The organism is Arthrobacter sp. JSM 101049 (genome assembly GCF_041679245.1).
In the GTDB taxonomy this organism is placed as follows: domain Bacteria; phylum Actinomycetota; class Actinomycetes; order Actinomycetales; family Micrococcaceae; genus Arthrobacter_H.
In genome coordinates this window covers 1-17,969 of record NZ_JBGFFC010000011.1, presented here as the reverse complement: position 1 = coordinate 17,969, position 17,969 = coordinate 1, and the positions used below count along the sequence as shown (strand labels likewise).

The window sequence follows — 17,969 nt, the reverse complement described above, 5'->3', positions numbered from 1 at the left end:
GGGGTGCGCACGGGCCGTTTCATGACGCGCCGGCCAGGTAGAAGGGCAGCACCAGGCTGGTGGGGCGCCGGTGCCGGTCGATCCGGTAGGTGATGGCGACCTCCACGCGGCCGTCTTCGGCGGGGTCCAGGCGGGCGGTGACGTCATCGACGATGACCCGTGGCTCCCCGAGCAGCACGGCCCGGCGGACGTCCTCGGCGAGGCGGTGGCAGGAGGCGGCGGTGCGCGGTTCGAAGACGTGGGCGTCGACCCCGGCGCCGTAGCCGGGGCGCATCACCCGGGAGCCGATGCCGGTGCGCAGCAACAGCACCAGTGCCTGCGCAACGTGCGCTGCGCCGTCGTTCATCTGAACCCGTGCCCTCCCGCCGGCGGCCGGCGGCAGCCAGCGGGGCGGGAAGGCCCACCCGGTTCCGACCTGGGGGTAGTCCCCGGTGGTGTTCATGCGATCACCACCGTGGGCAGCCCCACCAGGACGGCTGCCCCGCACCCGCAGGCGTCCCCGACCCGCACCGCGGGCCGTCCGCCGATGAGCACGGTGGCCGATCCGGCGGCGAACGGGGTGGCCGGCGGGTGTGGTGGCGGCGGCGGGATCGGGCAGGCGTGGAGGTCCCCGGCCACGGCGGCGGGCATCCCGCCGATCAGGACGGTGGCGACCCCGGGCCCGACGACGGTCCCGCCGTGGGCGGTCGTGTCGCCGACGCGTGCTGCCGCGGGCATGGTGTCCTCCTGACCTAGTTGAGCGTGATCGGTGTCCCCTGGGCGGCCAGGGATCCGGCGGCCTTCAGCTTCAGGGTCGCCGAGCTCTCCAGCGTCGAGGGCCCGGTGGTCTTGGCCGCGAGCTTCGTGGCATCCACGGTGAGGGAACCCTTCGGGGCTTTCAGCACCAGGTCCCCCTGCTGCGCGGTGAGTTCGATGCCGTCGGCGGAGATCCGGATCGCGTTGCCGCTCTCGCCGTGGGTGAGGGTGAGGGAGGAGTCCGCCTCGGAGAGTACCACCTGCTGGCCGGCCGCGGTGGACAGGGTCAGGCCGCCGTCGTCGCCGTCGACCAGGGACAGGGTGTGCCCGTCGGGGGTGACCAGGGTGCGCACCGCGTTGGTGTCCGGATCCACGGCCACCGGCGGCTTGGCGGCGCCGTTGTACAGGGCCCCGAGGACCACCGGGTGGGCGGGGTCCGCATCGATGAACCCGACGAGGACCTCCTGGCCCATCGAGGGCACGACGACGGCACCATACCCGTCGCCGGCATCGAGACTGGATTGCCGGGCCCAGATCCCCTCGCCCCCGTCCTCGCGCCACGGCAGGCGGACCCGGATCCGGTTCAACCCCTCGCGGTCATCCAGCCCGGCGACCACGCCGAGGGCCAGCCCGCCGGCCGCCGCACCGGGTGCCGCCGCAGCGGGTGCCGGCGGTGGGGCCAGGGCCGGCGGGGAGCCGACCTGGAACTCGGTGGTGTAGCCGGCCGGGCTCAGCCGGTGCCGGGCGGCGGTGAGGTAGTGCGGCCCGGCCAGGCGGGATCCCACGCCGGCGATGGCCAGCCACCCGTCGCAGCGCAGCCCGGGGTCCCCGGCGACGACCCCGGTGCCGTGAACGTACCCCAGCTCCGCGGCGCGGTGGGCGGCCACCGCGCGGGCATCGGCCTCGTCGGCGGCGCCGATCGTTCCCGACTCGGTGCGCGCGGCCCGCAACGGCCACCCGGCGTCCCGGACGGCCGCGGCCTGGCCGGCCCGGCGACCGGTGTCCAGCCCGGATCCGCCGCCGGAGCGTTCGGCCTCGATGGGTTCGGCGGCATCGACGTCCCAGCCGGCGCCGGTGGCGGTGTCGATGGCCGCGGTGAGGTCCTCGGTCAGGTGCAGTTCGATGATGTTCCGGGTCCACTCCAGTTCGAGGGGATCCTCGTTCGGGGCCGGCGGGCGCATCACCAGGGTGGTGCCGCGCACGTAGGCGACCCAGCCCAGGGCCGCGGCCCGTTGGCGCAGCGCCTGCCAGTCGCTGGTCCGGTCGCTGGCCCAGAAGCGGTGCCGGCTGCCCGCGGCGGCGTCGGTGCGTAGCCCGTAGTCGGCGGCGACGGCCGCGGCGAGGTCGGCATCGGTGACGTCGGCCAGCTGCCGGGAGCGGGCCGGGTGCTCCAGCAGGATGGACCGGCTGCGTCCGTCGATGCGCAGCATGGGCGGGCTGCCGGCCGGGAAATGCGCGGTCACCGAGGCGATCACCCCGTCGAAGACCCCCGTGGTCGCGGAACCATGGCCCAGGGCGACGGCGAGGTCGGCGCCGGCGGTGAACGGCCCGTCGTCGCTGTGCCGCACGGCGCGCCGGTCCGGGTCCCAGTTGTGCAGCAGCAGGATGCAGCGCCCGTGCCGGTTCACCTCCTCGTGCACCTCGATCTCCAGGATGTCGCGGGCCACCGGTGGGGCCAGGGCGGTGCCGCCGACCCGGACCTCGAAGCCGGGCCGGCCGCCGGGGGTGGCTGTGGTGCCGGTGGTGGTCATGGGGCCTCCGCCAGCGGTGGCAGCAGGAGCAGCTGCCCGGTGACCAGGGACCGCGGATTGGCGAGCCGGTTCGCCGCGGCCAGCGGCCGCCAGTAGGCGGGGTCGCCGTAGACGCGCGCGGCGATGGCGTCCAGCCGGTCGTCGTCGGTGACCAGCCAGCTCTGGTAGAGGTCCGGGGACTCGGGGCGTTCCAGGGCCTCGAGTTCCTCCTGGGACAGGGCCGTCTTCAGGGCCAGGCGGACCGTGGCCCGCAGCGGTTCCCCGGAGCGGTCGAAGAGCTTGTAGGTCACGTCGGCCTGCATGACGACGCCGCGGAACCGGAAGCTGGCCCAGCGGCAATCGACGTAGTAGGGCTCGTGGTTTTCCCCGTGGTAGCCGGTCAATTCCAGGAGGGCGTCCAGCCGCGGCCGCACGCTGCCCGGTTCCCCGGCCACCCCGGTCCCGTCCAGGAGCAGGTCGAGCTGGATCTCGTCGGCCTGCCCGCCGCCGTAGCTCTGCTGCGGTGCCGAGGTGCCCACGGACTGGGTGCTCCCGTAGGTGTTCTTGCGCGAGAAGGACAGCTCGGTGGGGTTGAACATGGCCTCCCAGACCCGCTCCGGGGAGGGCTTGTACGTCTGGTCCAGGTAGCCCTCGATCCGCAGCTTGACCAGTTCGGGCAGCGCGGAGGTCATTGGTCCCACTCCCGCCGCAGGATCTCCAGGACGCGTTCGGTGGCGCGCCGCACGATGGCCTCCTCGCGGTCGGCGTCCAGTGGGGACCCGGCGGCTGCCGCGGGCGGCGGGGGTGCCGCGACGACGAGTTCGGTGACGATCTCGTGGATGACCACGGCCATCTAGACCACCCGCCTCAGGGCCAGCCCGTGGTGGGCGATCTCCAGCGAGTCGATGGCCGCGGCCGGGGACTGGGCATCCAGGTCGGCCCCGGTGATCTTCACCGGCCAGCCGCGGGTGAACGCCCAGACGCGCACGGGGGCCAGCTCCCCGCCGTCGTGCGCCATGAGCACCACGGTGCCGTCGCGCGGGGCGATGATCCCGGCGACGAGGTACTCGTGGAACCAGTCCCAGAGTTCGTGCAGCGGCCCGGCCCCCTGGCCGAGCACCAGGTTCGGGAAGGAGGCGCGCGTCGGGAGGCGGTGGACGAACCGGTTCTCCCCGCCCTCCTGGTACTCCTCGACCCCGACCTCCCCGGAGAGCCCGGCGCAGGTGCTGAAGTTGGCCGAGGCCAGCCCGTCGATGGCCAGCACGAAGTGGGCCGTGGTGAAGGGCCGCAGGGAAGCCGACGCGGAGGCGGGCGCGGCGGCGGGGGCCGGTGTGGTCATGGCGTCACGGCACCGAGACGGAGACGCCCTCGCAGGCGAACTCGAGCTTCTCCAGCGACACGTCGGTGCCGGTGGACTTGAAGGCCGGGGCCTCGAGCTTGACCGGGAAGGCGCCCTTGACGTTCCAGGTCATCGCCGGCTCCCGGTCCTCGTTGAGCAGGCTGATGGTCACGTCCCGCCGGTCGCCGGCGCCCTGGGTGGAGGCCTTGAACCAGGTGTACAGGGCGTTGCCGGTCACGGTGGGCATGACGCCGCGGGTGAGGGTGATGTTGCCGTACTTCTGCAGGCCCGGCTGCTTGGACGTGGACTGGCGGGGGTCGGCACCGCCGCGGTATTCGATCACCTCCGATTCCACGGTGACGCCGCTCACCTCGGAGAAGCTGGCCTGCTGTTCCTCGGTCTCGCCCCAGGAGACGGTGAAGTTCAGGGTGGTCATCGGGTACATGTCTGGCTCCTTGGGTCAGGTTCTCGGCGCATCAGTCGTCCAGCCGCTTGTGGCTGAACCTGAAGACGACGAATTCGGCGGGCTTGGCCGGGGCGATCGCCACCTCGGTGATGATGTAGCCCAGGTCGATGTCGGTCTCGGTCATGGTCTCCCCCAGCCCGACGCGGACCCGGTAGGCCTGGTCGGGGGTAGCCCCGGCCAGGGCGCCGGCCCGCCACTGCCCTTCGAGGAAGTTCTCCACCGAGACCTTCACCCGGATCCAGGTCTGGGCGGTGTTCGGCTCGAACACGACCCACTGGGTGGCCCGGTCCACCGAGGTCTCGATCATGTTGAACAGCCGACGGACGTTGATGTAGCGCCAGATGGCGTCGTCGGTGGCGTTGCGGGCACCCCAGATCCGGGTCCCCCGGCCGGGGAACGCACGGATGAGGTTGACCCCGGCCGGGTTGAGCAGGTCCTGGCGGCGGGTGGTGTAGGTCCGGCTCAGCCCCACGACGCCGGAGACGGATTCGTTGCCCGGGGCCTTGTGGACGCCGCGGAGCCGGTCGGTGCGGGCCATGACCCCGGCGACGAAGCCGGAGGCCGGGACGGTGGCGAACCGGTCGGTGGAGTCCGGGTCCAGCGTGACGATGCGCAGATGCGGGGCGAACACCGCCGCGTACGTGCTGGCCACGGTGGTGTTGCGCCAGGTGAGCAGGTCGACGTCGTCCAGGTCGGGGGCGTCGAGGACGGCGAAGCGGCGGAACCCCTCACAATGCGTGACCACCTGGCCGATGAGGTCCGCCTGCAACAGCGGGTCCCCGAGCAGCAGGGCGTCGGGGCAGATGAGCATCGCCGGTTCCTCCACCTCCTCGAGCCGCAGCAGCCCGGCGCGGAAGTCGTCGTTGGCCGGGGTCCGGTCCGATCCGATCAGGTCGGCGGAGACGGAGTAGGGGGCCGAGTCCGCGGAGACCGGTGGGGCGCCGGGGCCCCGGGCGGCGACGGTGACCAGGGCCGAGACCCGGTTGACGACGTCGTCCTGGGCGAAGTACCGCGGGTGCCCGGGGCTGAGCGAGAGCCCGGCATGGGTTTCGGCGATGACGCCGCTCCGGCCGATCTGCAGGCTCCAGCGGTCGGCGACCACTGCGGCGTCCGCGACGGCGAAGAGCCCGAAGCGCGTCTGGGCGGGGTCGGTGGCGGTGCCGGAGGCGAAGCGCAGCACGTGGGTCTCCCCGCCGGCCGGGACGACGTCGGTGATGGCGGCGAAGGCGGTGCCCAGCTGCAGCCGGTCCCCCACCCGCGGGGCGAGGGCGCAGCGCACGGCGATCCCGGCGTCGGCGGTCCCCTGGACGGTGAAGGTCGCGGCGGTGTAGGTGTCCTCGCCCGCCGGGGCGGGGGCGAGGGTGAAGCCGGACGCCGTGCGGGTGGCGGTGACCGGGTCGGCGGCGGTCCCGTCGGACTTCACGCCGGTGTAGGTCAGCTGGGCCCCGGCGGGCAGGAACCCGTAGCCGGCCGCCACGTCGGCGGGGGTCAGCCCGGTCAGCGACAGGCCCGTGTCGGCGAGCAGGACGGCGGCCACGGCGGCCTCGACCTCCACCGGTCCGCTGGCCGGGGCCGTGGCCCCGGGGATGGTGAACCGGTTGGTCGTCCAGACCGACGTGCGCCCGTCGGCGACCGTGATCCGGCCCGGGGCGGCCTGCGGGTCGTTGGTCCTCAGCTCGTCGACCGTGGGGGCGGTCAGCGGCCGGTCGAAGGCGAGGGCCGACAGGGCGATGTTGGTCGCCGGCGGGGTGCCGGCGACGGAGGCGGTGGCCCGGTAGGTGGTGCGGCGTTGGACGAACGCGGAGCCCGGGACGGAGCCCAGGTTCGCGTCGGCCAGTTCCACGGTCACCGCGCGTCCGTCCGCCGTGGCCGCGGTGGCCACCGAGTGGGTGCGGGCACCGTTGGGCGCGATGGCGGTGACGACGTCGCCCGCCCGGAAGCCCTTGCCGGCGGGCAGGTGGACGCTGGTGTCCCCGGCGGCCACGGCGCCGGCGACGACGGACCCGGTGCCCATGCTGGCGGCACCGGAGGCGGTCAGGGTGATCGACGTTCCGGTCAGGGCGGTGACGGTGGCCTCGACCGGTTCCTGGACCGGCACGGCGGTCGGCAGCGGAACCAGGGCCAGGGCATCGCCCGGACGCAGCCCCGCGGTGCCGTCCACGTCCAGGGTGACGGTATCCCCGGCGGCGACCTCCACGTCGGCTCCGGTGGTCGCGGCACGGTAGAAGGTGCCGGTGGGCCGGTCGGCATCCGGGCGCACCCCGACCGTGAGGTCGTTGGCCCAGGCCCCGGGGGATGCGGCGGTGACGGTGAAACTCGGCCGGCCCGCGGCGTCCAGGACGCTCCAGCTCGCGGCGGTCGAGGGGTCCACGCGGATCACCCAGGCCGCCGGCCCGCCGTTCTCGAAGAACCCGAACACGGATTCGCCGACGTGGCCGCGGGTGGTCGGCGGGCCGAAGGCGCGCAGGTAGTCCGCCCAGCCGGTGACCCGGGTGGGCTCGAGCACTGGCCCGCGGCGCGTGGCCCCGAGGATCGCGACGACGCTGGTGGGGGCGGCGGCGATGGGTTGCGGCCCCGAGGGGACCTCCTCGGTATACACCCCGGGGGAATGGTAGGTGCTCACGGTGCCCTCCTCGGCTCGTGCTGCGTTGCTGGTTGCGGTGGGTGTCCCCGTCCCGGCACAGGGTCCGGGCGGGCTTCTCAGGTGGTGTCCACGAGGCGGATCCGGGTGGTCGTGGTGGCGAAGTCCAGGCTCAGGGTGCGCAGTGGCTGCCCGTCGACGAGCAGGTCCAGCGGGTTGAAGTCGGCCGTGAACTCCACGGCGGCGGTGCGGTAGGTGCCCGGATCGGCCTCGGGTGCCTCGAGGCTCGGGCGCGGGGACGGCCCGCTGGTGGCGCGCGCGGTGACGGTGGCCCCGGTCCGGGGGGCTCCGGTGGCGGGATCGAGGAGGCGGACCTGGAGCACCATCGGGACCGGGTGGAGGGCGACGTCGATGCGTTCGGCGCCCAGCGGCACCCTCACGGTGGCCGGCGGCCGGCCGGGGACGGCGGGCAGCACCAGCCGGGACGCGGTCGCCGCGTCGGTGACGGTGACCGCGAGCTCCGGGCTGGAGGTTGGCTCCGGCCATCCGGTGCGGGCGGTGACGACGACGGTATCGGACGTGGTGCGCACCCCCCAACCGGGCACCGGCGGATCCAGCTGGGCGGCCAGGCCGGCCAGCGGGGCGCCGGTGGAGGCGTGCAGCAGCCGCACCGCGTGCCGCAGGACGGTCCCGGTGCTCTCCAGCAGGTGCGGTGTGCCGTTCATCGCGGACCGCCGACGTAGTCGATCCGGTGTTCGCGGACCCGGCCGGAGCCCTCACGCTCGAGCAGCGGGACCGGGGCGACGTCGACCTCGTAGAACAGGGCCAGGCGCCCGGGCCGCCCCAGCGCGCTCCAGACCTGGTTGCGTTCATCCGCCGTCGGGGCCATCAGCCGGATGGCCAGCCGCCCGACCTGCCCGGCCAGCGACGGATCCAACGCGGGCGGGTGCAGGATGGGCGTGGTGTGGAAGGCCTGGACGATGCGGGCGAGGCGGGTCTGGGCCTCGTCGTGCTCGCCGATGTAGGTGATGAGGTAGTGCAGCTGCAACGACAGCGGGGCCCGGATCAGCCCGGTGGCGCCCTCGACCAACGGCCGGTTGCGCAGGTGCGGGTGCTCGGCCACGTCGATCAGGGCCAGGATGGCCTTGTTCTCCGGCACGGGGGCCGTTTCGGCCTGGGACAGCGAGTGGTGCACGACCCAGCCGTCCAGATCCGGGGTCGCCCGCTCGATGAGGTCGCGCAGCGCATCGCTGACGTCGCGGATCATGTCCACCATCCCCTCCGTGGCCACACTGATAGCACTCAGGGTGCGCTCCTGCGCTCACCGGTCCATCACCTGTGCCTCACGCGCGGCTCACCTCCGGTGGCTGCGGTGGCTGCGGTGCCGTCAGAGCCGGTACAGGCGGTCCAGGACGCGGTCGATGCTCGTGCCCAGCCGGGTCAACTCCCGGCGGGCATGTTCCAGTTCCGCGACCATGCCCGGGACCGAGAACCCCGAGGCCCCGTCCCCGCCGGTCAGCCGCCCGTAGAGCTCCAGGGTCTCGGGCATGGGGTCGGCCCCCAGCTCGGTCAGGACCACGAGCCGGCATTGCTCGAATTGGCGCTCGACCAGGTCGAGCCGGCCGGCCCCGGCGTAGGCGGTCATGACATGGCGGTGGATGTCCTCGCGCAGCGGTTCCACGGTCAGCGCCAGGTCGGCGTAACGGCCGACGGCCCCGAGGTCGCCCCGGGCACCGTGGTGCTGGATGAGGTAGTCCAGGGCGGTGACGTAGAGCGTCTCGATCCGGTGCCGGGCCGTGAGCACCCAGTCGTCGTCGCAGGCCTGGATGAGCGGTCCGCGATGCAGCGCGAGCGCCCCCTCGATGCGGGCGACCGATTCGAGGGAGAGGGTTCCCGGGGCCCGCGCCAGCACGGGGGCCAGCTGGTCCTCGAAAACGACGGCGTCGATGCGCATCTTGGCAGCGGGGCTCAACGCGAGGCACTGGTTGCCGGGGCGTCCCACCAGTTCGACCCCGGTGCGCGAACGCACCTCGGCCTGCAGGCGCCACAGGGCGGTGTTCAGCCGGCGGCGCGCGGCTTCCACGGGGCAGTCGGCGAAGAACTGTGCGGCCACCGTGGACCGCAGGCGGCCCCCGGGTGGCGAGAGGGCCAGATACGCGCACAACAGCGCCGTGCGCGGAGACAGGGGCACCGGTTGGTTGTCGACAAGCAGCATCGGGGTGCCCAGCAGATTCAGGTTCAACTCGGAATTGGACACCGCACCCCCGTTGGCCGGCGTTGACCATGCTTGAGCCGACCTTACGCCGCGCTGCGGGAGGGGGCAATGGAAGGGGCTCCTTCCCGTGGATGGGGCGTTGCGTTCGCCGTCGCGGCGGTCCTACTATAGAGAACGCAGAGTTTCCTAAATTCCAGGAGGGTTCCGATGCCCGGACCATCAGCACCGCTGTCACCGCGGGAACACGCACCGGCCGCCACGACGCACCGCCCGGTGGACGTCGCGCCCTTGGGGGACTTCGGCGCGGCCGACGTCGGGGTGGCCGGCGGCAAGGCGGCGAACCTCGGCGAGTTGCTGCGTGCCGGCCTGCCCGTGCCGCCGGGGTTCGTGGTGACGACCCACGCCTATGCCGCCACGGCCGAACGCGCGGGTCTGGAGCGCCTCGTGTCGGATCCCGGGAACCCGCCGGACCCGGCCCGGCTGCGCTCGGCGATCCGGTCCGTCGAGGTCCCCACCGGGGTGCGGGCCGGGATTGCCGCCGCGTACCGGGAACTCGGCGAGGACGTGCCGGTCGCCGTGCGGTCCAGTGCCACGGCCGAGGACCTCCCGGGTGCCGCCTTCGCCGGCCAGCAGGACACCTACCTGAATGTCGTCGGCGTCGAGGCCGTGGTGGATGCGGTGCATCGCTGTTGGGCGTCGCTGTGGACCGATCGCGCCGTCGCCTACCGGCGGGAGCGGGCGATCGATCCCGCCCAGGTGAGGATCGCCGTCGTCGTGCAGGTGATGGTCGACTCCGAGATCGCCGGGGTGATGTTCACCGCCGACCCGGTGAGCGGGACGCGGGAGCGCATCGTGGTGGACGCGGGCGCGGGCCTCGGCGAGGCGGTGGTCTCGGGACTGGTCACGCCCGACCACTATGTGCTGGATTGGCGCGGCCGCCTCCTGGACTGGAATCCCGGACGCGGCGAGGTGGTCATCCGCGCCACGCCCGGCGGCGGCGTGCAGCAGGTGGCCGGATCCGCCGGCAAGCCCGGGTTCGACGACGCCCTGCTCACCCGCGGGGAACTCGCGGAGCTGGCGGCGCAGGCCCGGAGCATCCACGCCCACTTCGGGCGCCCGCAGGACATCGAATGGGCCCTGGCGGACGGCCGCCCGCGGATCGTGCAGGCCCGGCCGATGACGGCCCTGCCGCCGGAATCCGTTCCGCTGGGGCCGATCCAGCGGCTGCAGGGTTCGATCCTCACCGAATACCTTCCCGTGCGCCCCTACCCGATGGACGTGACCACCCAGATCGCCCGCGGGCCGGCGAAGATGATGCGTGACATCGCCACGTTCTACGGGATCGACGGCGCGTTCGAGGACTACCTCCGCGAGGAGGACGGTGTCGTGGTGCAACTGGTTCCGCCCGCGCCGCATCCGACCCTCCGCGCGTTGTCCACCCCCGCGAAGCTCGCGTACCGGGCCCGCCGTTTCAAGGCCTCCAGCTGGACCCGGGACCCTCGCCAGGTCGCGTTCCTCGCCGACATCGATGCCCTCGAGTCCCTCGAGTTGGCCGAGCTGCCCTGGGAGCAGCTGCTCACCGTCCCCGAGCGGTCGCTGGCGGTCCAGGACTATTGCCGGGACCTGCGGATCGACTACCTGCCCGGCAGCGCGCTGGCCCTCCTGCGGATGCTGCTGCTCTGCGGCCTACTGGGCCGACGCGGGCTCATCGCCGATCTCCTCGGAGGCGCACGGACCCGAACCGAGGACTCCAACCGGTCGTTGGCCATGCTGGCCGAGCAGGTCCGATCGGATCCCCGGCTCCACGCGCTCGTGACCGGACGGGACGCCGCAGCGGCGCTCGCCGCCCTGTCCCGGGATGAGGGGTTCGCGGGGTTCCGGGCGGGAATGGCCGCCTTCCTGCACGAATTCGGACGCCGGGAGACCACCTCGCCGCTCCTGGTGAGCCCGCCGACGCTGGCGGAGTCGCCGGCGGTCGTGCTGGGCATGGTCCAATCCCTGGCCACGCACACGGCCCCTGGCGCGGAACCGTCCTCGCGGTCCGCCACGGCCCTGGGCGAACTGCTCGACCACCCCCTGCTGCGCGGCCGCCGCCGGCGCGAGGGCATCCGCCGGTGGGTACGGGCCGCACAGGAAGGGGTCGCCTTCCGGGAGGACACCCACTTCCACTTCACCGCGGCGCTGCCCACGCTGCGTCGTGCCCTGCTCGAGATCGGCCGGCGGCTGCACCACGCGGGCCTGCTGGAGGAGATCGAGGACGTCTTCCACCTGCGGTGGGAGGAGGTCCAGGACCTCGCCGATCCGCGGGCCATCCCGGCCGACCAGGGCGCGCAGCTGACAGCGCGGATCGGGCAACGCAAGACCAAGCGCGCCGAGCTGTCCGGCCAACCGATAATCGATCCGCTGCGGGTCTTTCCGCCCGCCGAGGCCGGCGACGCCATCGCCACCGGCACCCCGGCCAGCTCCGGGACGGCCACCGGCGCCGCACGGATCATCCGGGGCGTGGAGGACTTCGACCGGCTCCGCGACGGCGACGTGCTCGTGTGCCCCTACACCAACCCCGCGTGGACGCCGTTGTTCCAACGCGCCGCCGCCGTCGTCGTGGACACCGGGGCCGCGGCATCCCACGCCGCCATCGTCGCCCGGGAGTACGGCATCCCCGCGGTCATGGGTACCGGCACCGGGACCTCGGCGATCACCGACGGGGAGGCGATCACCGTGGACGGCGGACGCGGAATCGTCACCTCGGCCCCGCGGGGGCACTGACATGCCGGGGCAGGACGTCGACCACCGCACGCGTCCCCGACGACGCGGAGCCGCGCTCGTCGGCGCAATCCTCGCGGCGACCCGTGCGGAACTGCGCGAGGGCGGGTATCCCGCGTTGACCATGGAAGCCGTCGCCCAGCGGGCCGGCGCCAGCAAGGCCTCCCTCTACCGCCGATGGGACACCCGCGCTGCCCTCGTCATGGACGCGGTGTACGATCTCGCCCCCGTGCCCGCGGAGATTCCCGACACCGGCGAGCTCCGCGGCGACCTCCTGGAGGTCCTACGCCGGACGGCCGCCACGCTGAGCGGACCCGCCGGCGCCGCCCTGCGCGGCCTGCTGGCCGAGGCGCTCGCCGATCAGGACCGGGTCCGGGAGCTACGCGCCCGGTCCCAGGGCAGGAACCGGCAGCTCATGGCCGAGGTGCTTCGACGGGCGGCAACACGGGGCGAGGTTTCCGCCGACGCCGCGGCACCGGCCCGCCTCGACGTGGGAGCGGCACTGCTGCGCAACCACTTCCTCCTCGAGGATCGCCCGCTGGACGAGGCGGTGCTGCTCGAGGTGGTGGACGACGTCCTGCTCCCGCTCTTCCACTCGCCACGCCACGGTTCCAACTGAGCGAACCCGGCAGGCAGCCACTGCCGCCACCCCGGGAAGATGGCGCACGTCCCTTCAAAACCCGGTCCGGTGGGCCGATAATGATGCCCATGGGCGAGGAAACGCAGCCGAAGCAAGTGATCGACGACGATGGCCTGGCGATCGTCACCGCCGGTGCGGCGACCTGGGATGAGGTGGAGACGCTGTTCGGCCCCACCGGCGCCTACGGCGGCTGCTGGTGCCTGTTCTGGCGGCAGACCAACCAGGAGGCCAACGAGTCCCCGCCCGACGGGAACCACGCGGAATTGCGGCGACTGGTGACCTCGGGTGAGCCGATTGCGGTGCTGGCTCGCCGCGGCGAGACGGTCCTTGGGTGGTGCCAGGTGGCCCCGCGTGAGCAGTTCCACCGCCTCTTCCACACCCGTGCCTTGGAGCTGGGCGACGACGGGGGCCACCGGGTGTTCTCGATCGTGTGCCTCTTCGTCGACCGGTCGGCACGTGGCCAGGGCATCGCGGGGGCGCTGGTGTCCGGAGCCGTCGACCTGGCACGGCGCCACGGCGCCACCCTGGTCGAGGCGTATCCGCTGGTGCAGGCCCCCCGACGCACCGCCAGGTTGTCCTCCGGCACCGTCGATTTGTTCACGCGCGCCGGATTCCGCAGCGGACCGGCGTCGACGTCGAGCCGCACGGTGATGACCCTGCCCCTGGACCAGGAGGCGCGCTGATGGGCCCGGTGTTCCGCACGTCGTCCGGACGCCGGGTCGGCGTTCACGAACATGACCATGGCACACGGCGAACTGTGGTCCTGTGCCATCCGACGGGCGGTTCCGGCGCCGTCGATCCCGATCCCGCGCTCAGCGCCGCCCGCGGGATCCGCCTGCTGGCGGTCGACCGCCCGGGATACGGCCGTTCGGATCCGCTCGCCCGGGCCGACGACTCCGCCGTCGAGCAGGCAGCGGCCGACCTGGCCGAGGTCCTCGACGCCCGTGACGCCCGCGAGGTGGGGCTGGTGGGGTGGGGCGAGGGCGGGTGGACCGCCGCGGCCCTGGCCGCCGCCCGCCCCGAGCTGGTCTACCGGCTGGTGCTCGTGGCGACGCCGGCGCTCGACACGGCGCTGCCCTACCTGCCCCCGGAACTGCGCGCCGCGGCCCGGGGTCCCCAGGACCCGGCGCTGGTCGCCGACGCGATCCGGGGAGTACTCGGTTTCACCAGTTCCGTTCCCGAGGCGGCGGCCGTCGTCCGGGTGTTACATCGCAGCAGCGCCGATGACGCGGTCCTGGAACGACCCGGGGCGCGTGAGGCGCTGGCAACGATGGTCGACGCCGCCTACGCGCACGGCGACGCCGGGGTTCTCGCGGACCTGCTCGAGGCCCTCGCCCGGCCACCGGCCATCGACCCCGAAACCATCCGGGCCAAGACCCTGTTGTTGTACGGACAGAACGACCCCGCCGTGCCGCCACGGCACGCCACCTGGTGGAAGAAGCGCCTCCCCCACTCACGCATCGAGATCACGCCGCGTGCGGGCCATCTGCTCCTCTTCGGCATGTGGTCGCGCACGCTCTCCCACCTCGCCCCGAAGACCACGACGAACTGATGCGCACGGCCCGGGACCGCGCTCAAGCCACCGCGATGACACGGTCCGGAACCCACCGCCACGCAGGATCGCCACGCCCACGTGCTCGAACACGCCGATCTGCGCGCCGTGCCAATCACTTTGCGGCAATCCCACTACGCCCAGGGCGTCTCGATCGACGTACGGGGGCCGCATCGCTTAAAGGCTCCCCAGCATGGATGCGCACACCGAATCCGACGGTGACGTGCACGCCAGCCACACAAAGTTGAGACATTCGTAGATGTGAGATTCGGAAGTCGTGAGCCATTCCTCAAGTCGACACGAGAGGCATTTTGCGTCGCGCCAGAGAAGGCGTTTGCCGTCGCTTGAGCAGCCCTCCGGCAAGACAGTGTCGGCTTCGACCGGCCCATCGGGGTGGCTATCCGACTGCATCGCCATCTGTCCTTCGGGGTCGCAGCTGGTTTCGTTGACACTCTTTACGACAATTGCGCCGGATAAGCTGCAAACGTGCTGAGCGACTACCATTTCGACGACGTGATGGTCCTGGCCGCGGCCCCAGTCGCCGTGGCCGTGATCTGGGTTGCCCATGTGATCTTGAGAGTTCGAGCGAGCAAAAGGGCCGCAACATCCTTATGGATCTTGATGGCCGGGCTTCCAGTCGTTGCGCTGCTGTTGTTCAATTGGTCGCTCTCCATGCCCCCGGGATCGGGAATTTCTGCCCTGTCGTCTCCCCGCTTTGAGACCATGATGTGCGCCGGCATCGCATTCCTTCTTTGGGTGGCTGTGGGGTTTCTCGAACTAGTTCTCGTACTCACCCTCGGTACGCCAACGTCCCGACGTGCGCAGTTGGGCCGCACGAGGTTCGAAGAAGGGTCTTCTGAGGAGACCACTCTCAACGATTTGAGGCGTGCACTGGAAGATAGTGAACTATGAGCCTTCTGCCCTAATCACCGCCGGGCCCTACGAATAACTACGGTTGGACCAAGCAACGCATATATCGACGTCTACCTGAGCATCGACGACTAATTTCGACGTCGTGCCCACCGGGCCTTCGTCGAGAGGCACTCCACCCGCGATGAAGGCGCCTTCGATGGTGAACCGGGGGAGGCGCTCACCGCGTTCTTCAACCCAAGGCAATCGAAGAGGTGGGTCGCGTCACCCGCCACACCTCCTCGAATCGTTTGACGTGGACCAATGTGCGCCCCCGTAAATGGCACAATTCCCTGTAGAATCTGCTGGTATTGGGCAGGGGGATCATGGGGAACGACTGGATTACTCGCGTTTCCAGCGTGCGACGCGAGGTAGACCCCCAAATTTTTGCCGCACTTATCAAGATGGAAGAGCATGGCTGGAAGCTGAGGCGCCAGGGCCACAAGTTTTACGCGTACTGCCCCTGCCCTGAGCCGCCGCACAGCAAAATCAGGATCGATGGCACGCCCAAGAATCCTTCGAATCAGGCGAAAAGGATCCTTCGGGAAGCCGCTCATTGTCCCGAGCACCCCTACGACTGATGTTTCCATTTGGCAACAGGAGCTAGACTATAAGTAGTTGCCTTGAAAAGGGGGAAGCATGTCTACCTATGAGCTGCTCTTCGAGATCGCCGAGCCGTCGGAAGAGGCTCTCGAGGCGGCGGAAATCGACATCGAACTGGTTTATGCCGTTCATGGAAACACGCATCGACTCACCGTGTGGCAGGAGGCTCCGTCGCCGCTGATGGCCACGAAGACAGCCACGAACACGTTGAGAGAAGCGGGCCTGACGGTTGTCCGACTTGCGGAGGATCTGGTCAGTCGACAGGATATTGCCGAGCGCCTTGAAAGCACACGGCAAGCGGTCGGCAACTGGGTTCGGGGCGCCCGTCGCGCCGGGGCTCCCGATTCATTCCCCGATCCCTTCAGTACCGTGGCCGGCGGAATCTGGCTCTGGGGAGACATCAACAAATGGTCGAGGAACCTGGGCAAGGGTGACGAGTTCGAGTTCCCGAATAGGTGCGACTACGCGATCATCAATAATTGGTTAATCCACGACGCCCAGCGGCTCCCGATGCTGGACTACACGAACACGTCGGGCACGGCTCGGTCCGGCCGATAGATCCAGCTCGGACCTCGGTTGAACTCGAGTCCTCCTCGTTGGCACTTCGGGTGGCGACGTCACCGAAAAAAGCTAGACGCACAGCACACGCAGAATCCCCGCCATTCCGAGGTGAAAACCTGGGAAGGGCGGGGATCCGAAGCGTGGGCCCTACCGGGATCGAACCGATGACATTCACGGTGTAAACGTGACGCTCTACCAGCTGAGCTAAAGGCCCGTGCGCGGATCGAGCCTACCGGCATTCACTGGCCTGCGCCAACTCAACGTCGCCACGACGCCGTCCGCCGGCCATGCCGGCCTACGCGGGAAACTGCACGACGGCGGCGCGATAGTCCTGTTCCCGGCGAGCCTCGCCCACGTCGCTGGCGAAATGGTGGAGGACCCGGCCGCCGGCGACCAGGAAAGTCGAGCGCAGGGCGCGGCCCTGCGTCTCATCGAAACAGTCGAAGGCCCGGGCAACGGCACCGTGCGGCCAGAAGTCGGCGAGCAGGTCGAAGCCGATCCCCTGCTCCGCCGCATAGGCGCGCAGGGCGAACTTGTGGTCGACGGACACCGCATGGATCCCGACTCCGGCCTCCTCGAGTTCGGGGCGCAACCGTTCCAGAACCGCCAGTTCGGCGGTGCAGACCCGGGAGAAGGCGAAAGGGTAGAAGACCAGGAAATGGCGCCCCTGCCCCAGGCCGGCCGCGGAAATGGTCTCCCCGAACTGGTTCTGGAGATTGAAGGCCGGAACCGGCCCGCCGACCAGACGATGGGCCGGTACGGGCACTAGTTCTTGCGGCGTGCCACGAGCCGGGTCGCCGTCCAGTCCGCCGAGGCACCCTCGGTGCTGGTGACATGCAGCCCAGCGGTCGGTGCGGCTTCCTGGATCTCGGACGGCGGCACGTATCCGTCGCGGCCCGATTTCGGGGTCATCAACCAGATGACGCCGCCCTCGTCCAGCGTGGTCAGGGAATCGACCAGTTCATCGACCAGGTCGCCTTCGCCATCCCGCCACCACAGCAGCACCCCGTCGACGACCTCGTGGTCGTCCTCGGGCAGCAATTCGCTGCCGGTCATTTTTTCCAACGCATCACGGAGATTGTCATCAACGTCGTCGTCGTAGCCCAGCTCCTGGATCAGGTCCCCATCCTTGAAGCCCATCTTTTCCACAGCCGCGGTGTTGGCCGCTCCGGCGTCGCTCACGTTTCTCCTCCTACTAGTGGTTGGTACTGACCACAAGCCAACACCTTTAAACCCGTCCCATCAAGCGCGGAGCCGGTAGACACGCCGCAATCATGGATTCCCGGCACGGATTCGGCCCCCTCCGCGCTGGCCCATGGCGCTCCCGGCACCACCACGCCCACCGGCGGGTCCCGCGTAACCAACGTCACCCCGGTCACCCCGGCTACGCATCGCGGGTCAAAGACAACTACAGTGGTCGGGATGGACTGCCCGCCTACCCGGCGTGTTTTCATCGCCAGGCGGCCCTGCCGCCGCGACGCCACCCGGTCCAACAACGGGAACGTCGCATTCCCCACGCTGTTACCCGTAACGAGGAGAAGTTGGACGTGGCTGAAGAGGAACACATTTCCCACATTCGCAGTGGTTTGACCAGCCAGCTGCCGGACCGTGATCCGGAGGAAACTGCCGAATGGATTGAATCGTTCGACGATCTGGTCGAATCACAGGGCACGGAACGCGCCCAGTTCATTGTCCGCTCCCTCCTGCAGCGTGCGGGCGCCAAGAGCGTCGGCGTGCCGATGGTGACCACCACGGACTACGTGAATACGATTCCGGTGGACCAGGAACCGGAGTTCCCGGGCAACGAGGAGATCGAGCGCCGCTACCGGGCGTGGATGCGCTGGAACGCGGCGATCATGGTCCACCGCGGCCAGC

The 17,969-nt window shown here is 70.9% G+C and carries 19 protein-coding genes, 1 tRNA gene and 1 pseudogene; 7 read left to right on the top strand and 14 right to left on the bottom strand.

Annotated elements, in window-relative coordinates:
- Positions 1-19: 19 nt before the first annotated feature.
- The 11 genes from AB8M85_RS17010 to AB8M85_RS16960 form a co-directional block, all read right to left on the bottom strand.
- The gene (locus AB8M85_RS17010) at positions 20-442 is read right to left on the bottom strand and encodes a GPW/gp25 family protein (protein WP_372700030.1); all 423 of its coding nucleotides are present in this window, start codon (positions 440-442) and stop codon (positions 20-22) included.
- On the bottom strand, positions 439-717 hold the full coding sequence (locus tag AB8M85_RS17005) for a PAAR domain-containing protein (RefSeq protein ID WP_372700029.1): 279 nt from the start codon (positions 715-717) through the stop codon (positions 439-441). The genes AB8M85_RS17010 and AB8M85_RS17005 overlap by 4 nt, the downstream gene beginning before the upstream one ends.
- A gap of 14 nt (positions 718-731) precedes the next feature.
- Positions 732-2,486 (bottom strand): phage baseplate assembly protein V, encoded by a 1,755-nt coding sequence (locus AB8M85_RS17000; RefSeq protein ID WP_372700028.1) that lies wholly within the window; start codon positions 2,484-2,486, stop codon positions 732-734.
- Positions 2,483-3,157 carry a hypothetical protein gene (locus AB8M85_RS16995; RefSeq protein ID WP_372700027.1) on the bottom strand — a complete coding sequence of 225 codons (675 nt, stop codon included), beginning with the start codon at positions 3,155-3,157 and terminating at the stop codon, positions 2,483-2,485. Before AB8M85_RS16995 ends, AB8M85_RS17000 begins: the two co-directional genes overlap by 4 nt.
- Positions 3,154-3,318, bottom strand: a complete 165-nt coding sequence (locus AB8M85_RS16990) for a DUF5908 family protein (protein WP_372700026.1) — start codon at positions 3,316-3,318, stop codon at positions 3,154-3,156. Before AB8M85_RS16990 ends, AB8M85_RS16995 begins: the two co-directional genes overlap by 4 nt.
- Positions 3,319-3,804, bottom strand: coding sequence for a phage tail protein (locus tag AB8M85_RS16985; protein ID WP_372700025.1), 486 nt, complete (start codon positions 3,802-3,804; stop codon positions 3,319-3,321).
- Between the two features lie 4 nt (positions 3,805-3,808).
- Positions 3,809-4,249 (bottom strand): phage tail protein, encoded by a 441-nt coding sequence (locus AB8M85_RS16980; protein ID WP_372700024.1) that lies wholly within the window; start codon positions 4,247-4,249, stop codon positions 3,809-3,811.
- Positions 4,250-4,280: 31 nt separating this feature from the next.
- Complete coding sequence (locus tag AB8M85_RS16975; RefSeq protein WP_372700023.1) at positions 4,281-6,893, bottom strand: phage tail sheath subtilisin-like domain-containing protein; 2,613 nt, start codon at positions 6,891-6,893, stop codon at positions 4,281-4,283.
- Positions 6,894-6,970: 77 nt separating this feature from the next.
- Entirely contained in the window at positions 6,971-7,576 is a 606-nt protein-coding gene (locus tag AB8M85_RS16970) for a hypothetical protein (RefSeq protein ID WP_372700022.1), read from the bottom strand.
- A complete protein-coding gene (locus AB8M85_RS16965) occupies positions 7,573-8,118 on the bottom strand; it encodes a DUF4255 domain-containing protein (RefSeq protein ID WP_372700021.1) in 546 nt (181 codons plus the stop codon). Before AB8M85_RS16965 ends, AB8M85_RS16970 begins: the two co-directional genes overlap by 4 nt.
- A gap of 120 nt (positions 8,119-8,238) precedes the next feature.
- On the bottom strand, positions 8,239-9,093 hold the full coding sequence (locus AB8M85_RS16960) for a BTAD domain-containing putative transcriptional regulator (protein WP_372700020.1): 855 nt from the start codon (positions 9,091-9,093) through the stop codon (positions 8,239-8,241).
- Between the two features lie 180 nt (positions 9,094-9,273).
- Here AB8M85_RS16960 and AB8M85_RS16955 point away from each other — a divergent pair, with 180 nt between their 5' ends.
- The 6 genes from AB8M85_RS16955 to AB8M85_RS16930 all read left to right on the top strand — a co-directional run bounded on the left by AB8M85_RS16955 (position 9,274) and on the right by AB8M85_RS16930 (position 16,091).
- Positions 9,274-11,832 (top strand): PEP/pyruvate-binding domain-containing protein, encoded by a 2,559-nt coding sequence (locus AB8M85_RS16955; RefSeq protein WP_372700019.1) that lies wholly within the window; start codon positions 9,274-9,276, stop codon positions 11,830-11,832.
- Position 11,833: 1 nt separating this feature from the next.
- Entirely contained in the window at positions 11,834-12,448 is a 615-nt protein-coding gene (locus tag AB8M85_RS16950; protein ID WP_372700018.1) for a TetR/AcrR family transcriptional regulator, read from the top strand.
- 89 nt (positions 12,449-12,537) lie between these two features.
- Positions 12,538-13,152, top strand: a complete 615-nt coding sequence (locus tag AB8M85_RS16945) for a GNAT family N-acetyltransferase (RefSeq protein WP_372700017.1) — start codon at positions 12,538-12,540, stop codon at positions 13,150-13,152.
- Positions 13,152-14,021 carry an alpha/beta fold hydrolase gene (locus AB8M85_RS16940; RefSeq protein ID WP_372700016.1) on the top strand — a complete coding sequence of 290 codons (870 nt, stop codon included), beginning with the start codon at positions 13,152-13,154 and terminating at the stop codon, positions 14,019-14,021. Before AB8M85_RS16945 ends, AB8M85_RS16940 begins: the two co-directional genes overlap by 1 nt.
- 486 nt (positions 14,022-14,507) lie before the next feature.
- Positions 14,508-14,933: a hypothetical protein gene (locus AB8M85_RS16935; protein WP_372700015.1), complete on the top strand. Its 426-nt coding sequence runs from the start codon at positions 14,508-14,510 to the stop codon at positions 14,931-14,933.
- Positions 14,934-15,569: 636 nt separating this feature from the next.
- On the top strand, positions 15,570-16,091 hold the full coding sequence (locus tag AB8M85_RS16930; protein ID WP_372700014.1) for a hypothetical protein: 522 nt from the start codon (positions 15,570-15,572) through the stop codon (positions 16,089-16,091).
- Between the two features lie 144 nt (positions 16,092-16,235).
- Here AB8M85_RS16930 and AB8M85_RS16925 read toward each other — a convergent pair.
- The 3 genes from AB8M85_RS16925 to AB8M85_RS16915 all read right to left on the bottom strand — a co-directional run bounded on the left by AB8M85_RS16925 (position 16,236) and on the right by AB8M85_RS16915 (position 17,276).
- Positions 16,236-16,308 (bottom strand) — tRNA-Val (locus AB8M85_RS16925).
- Between the two features lie 81 nt (positions 16,309-16,389).
- A complete protein-coding gene (locus tag AB8M85_RS16920) occupies positions 16,390-16,860 on the bottom strand; it encodes a redoxin domain-containing protein (protein WP_372700013.1) in 471 nt (156 codons plus the stop codon).
- Positions 16,860-17,276: a DUF3052 domain-containing protein gene (locus AB8M85_RS16915; protein WP_372700012.1), complete on the bottom strand. Its 417-nt coding sequence runs from the start codon at positions 17,274-17,276 to the stop codon at positions 16,860-16,862. Before AB8M85_RS16915 ends, AB8M85_RS16920 begins: the two co-directional genes overlap by 1 nt.
- Positions 17,277-17,635: 359 nt before the next feature.
- Between AB8M85_RS16915 and AB8M85_RS16910 the strand changes: the two are divergent.
- Positions 17,636-17,969: pseudogene (locus AB8M85_RS16910) on the top strand (pyruvate dehydrogenase (acetyl-transferring), homodimeric type); the annotation flags it as partial.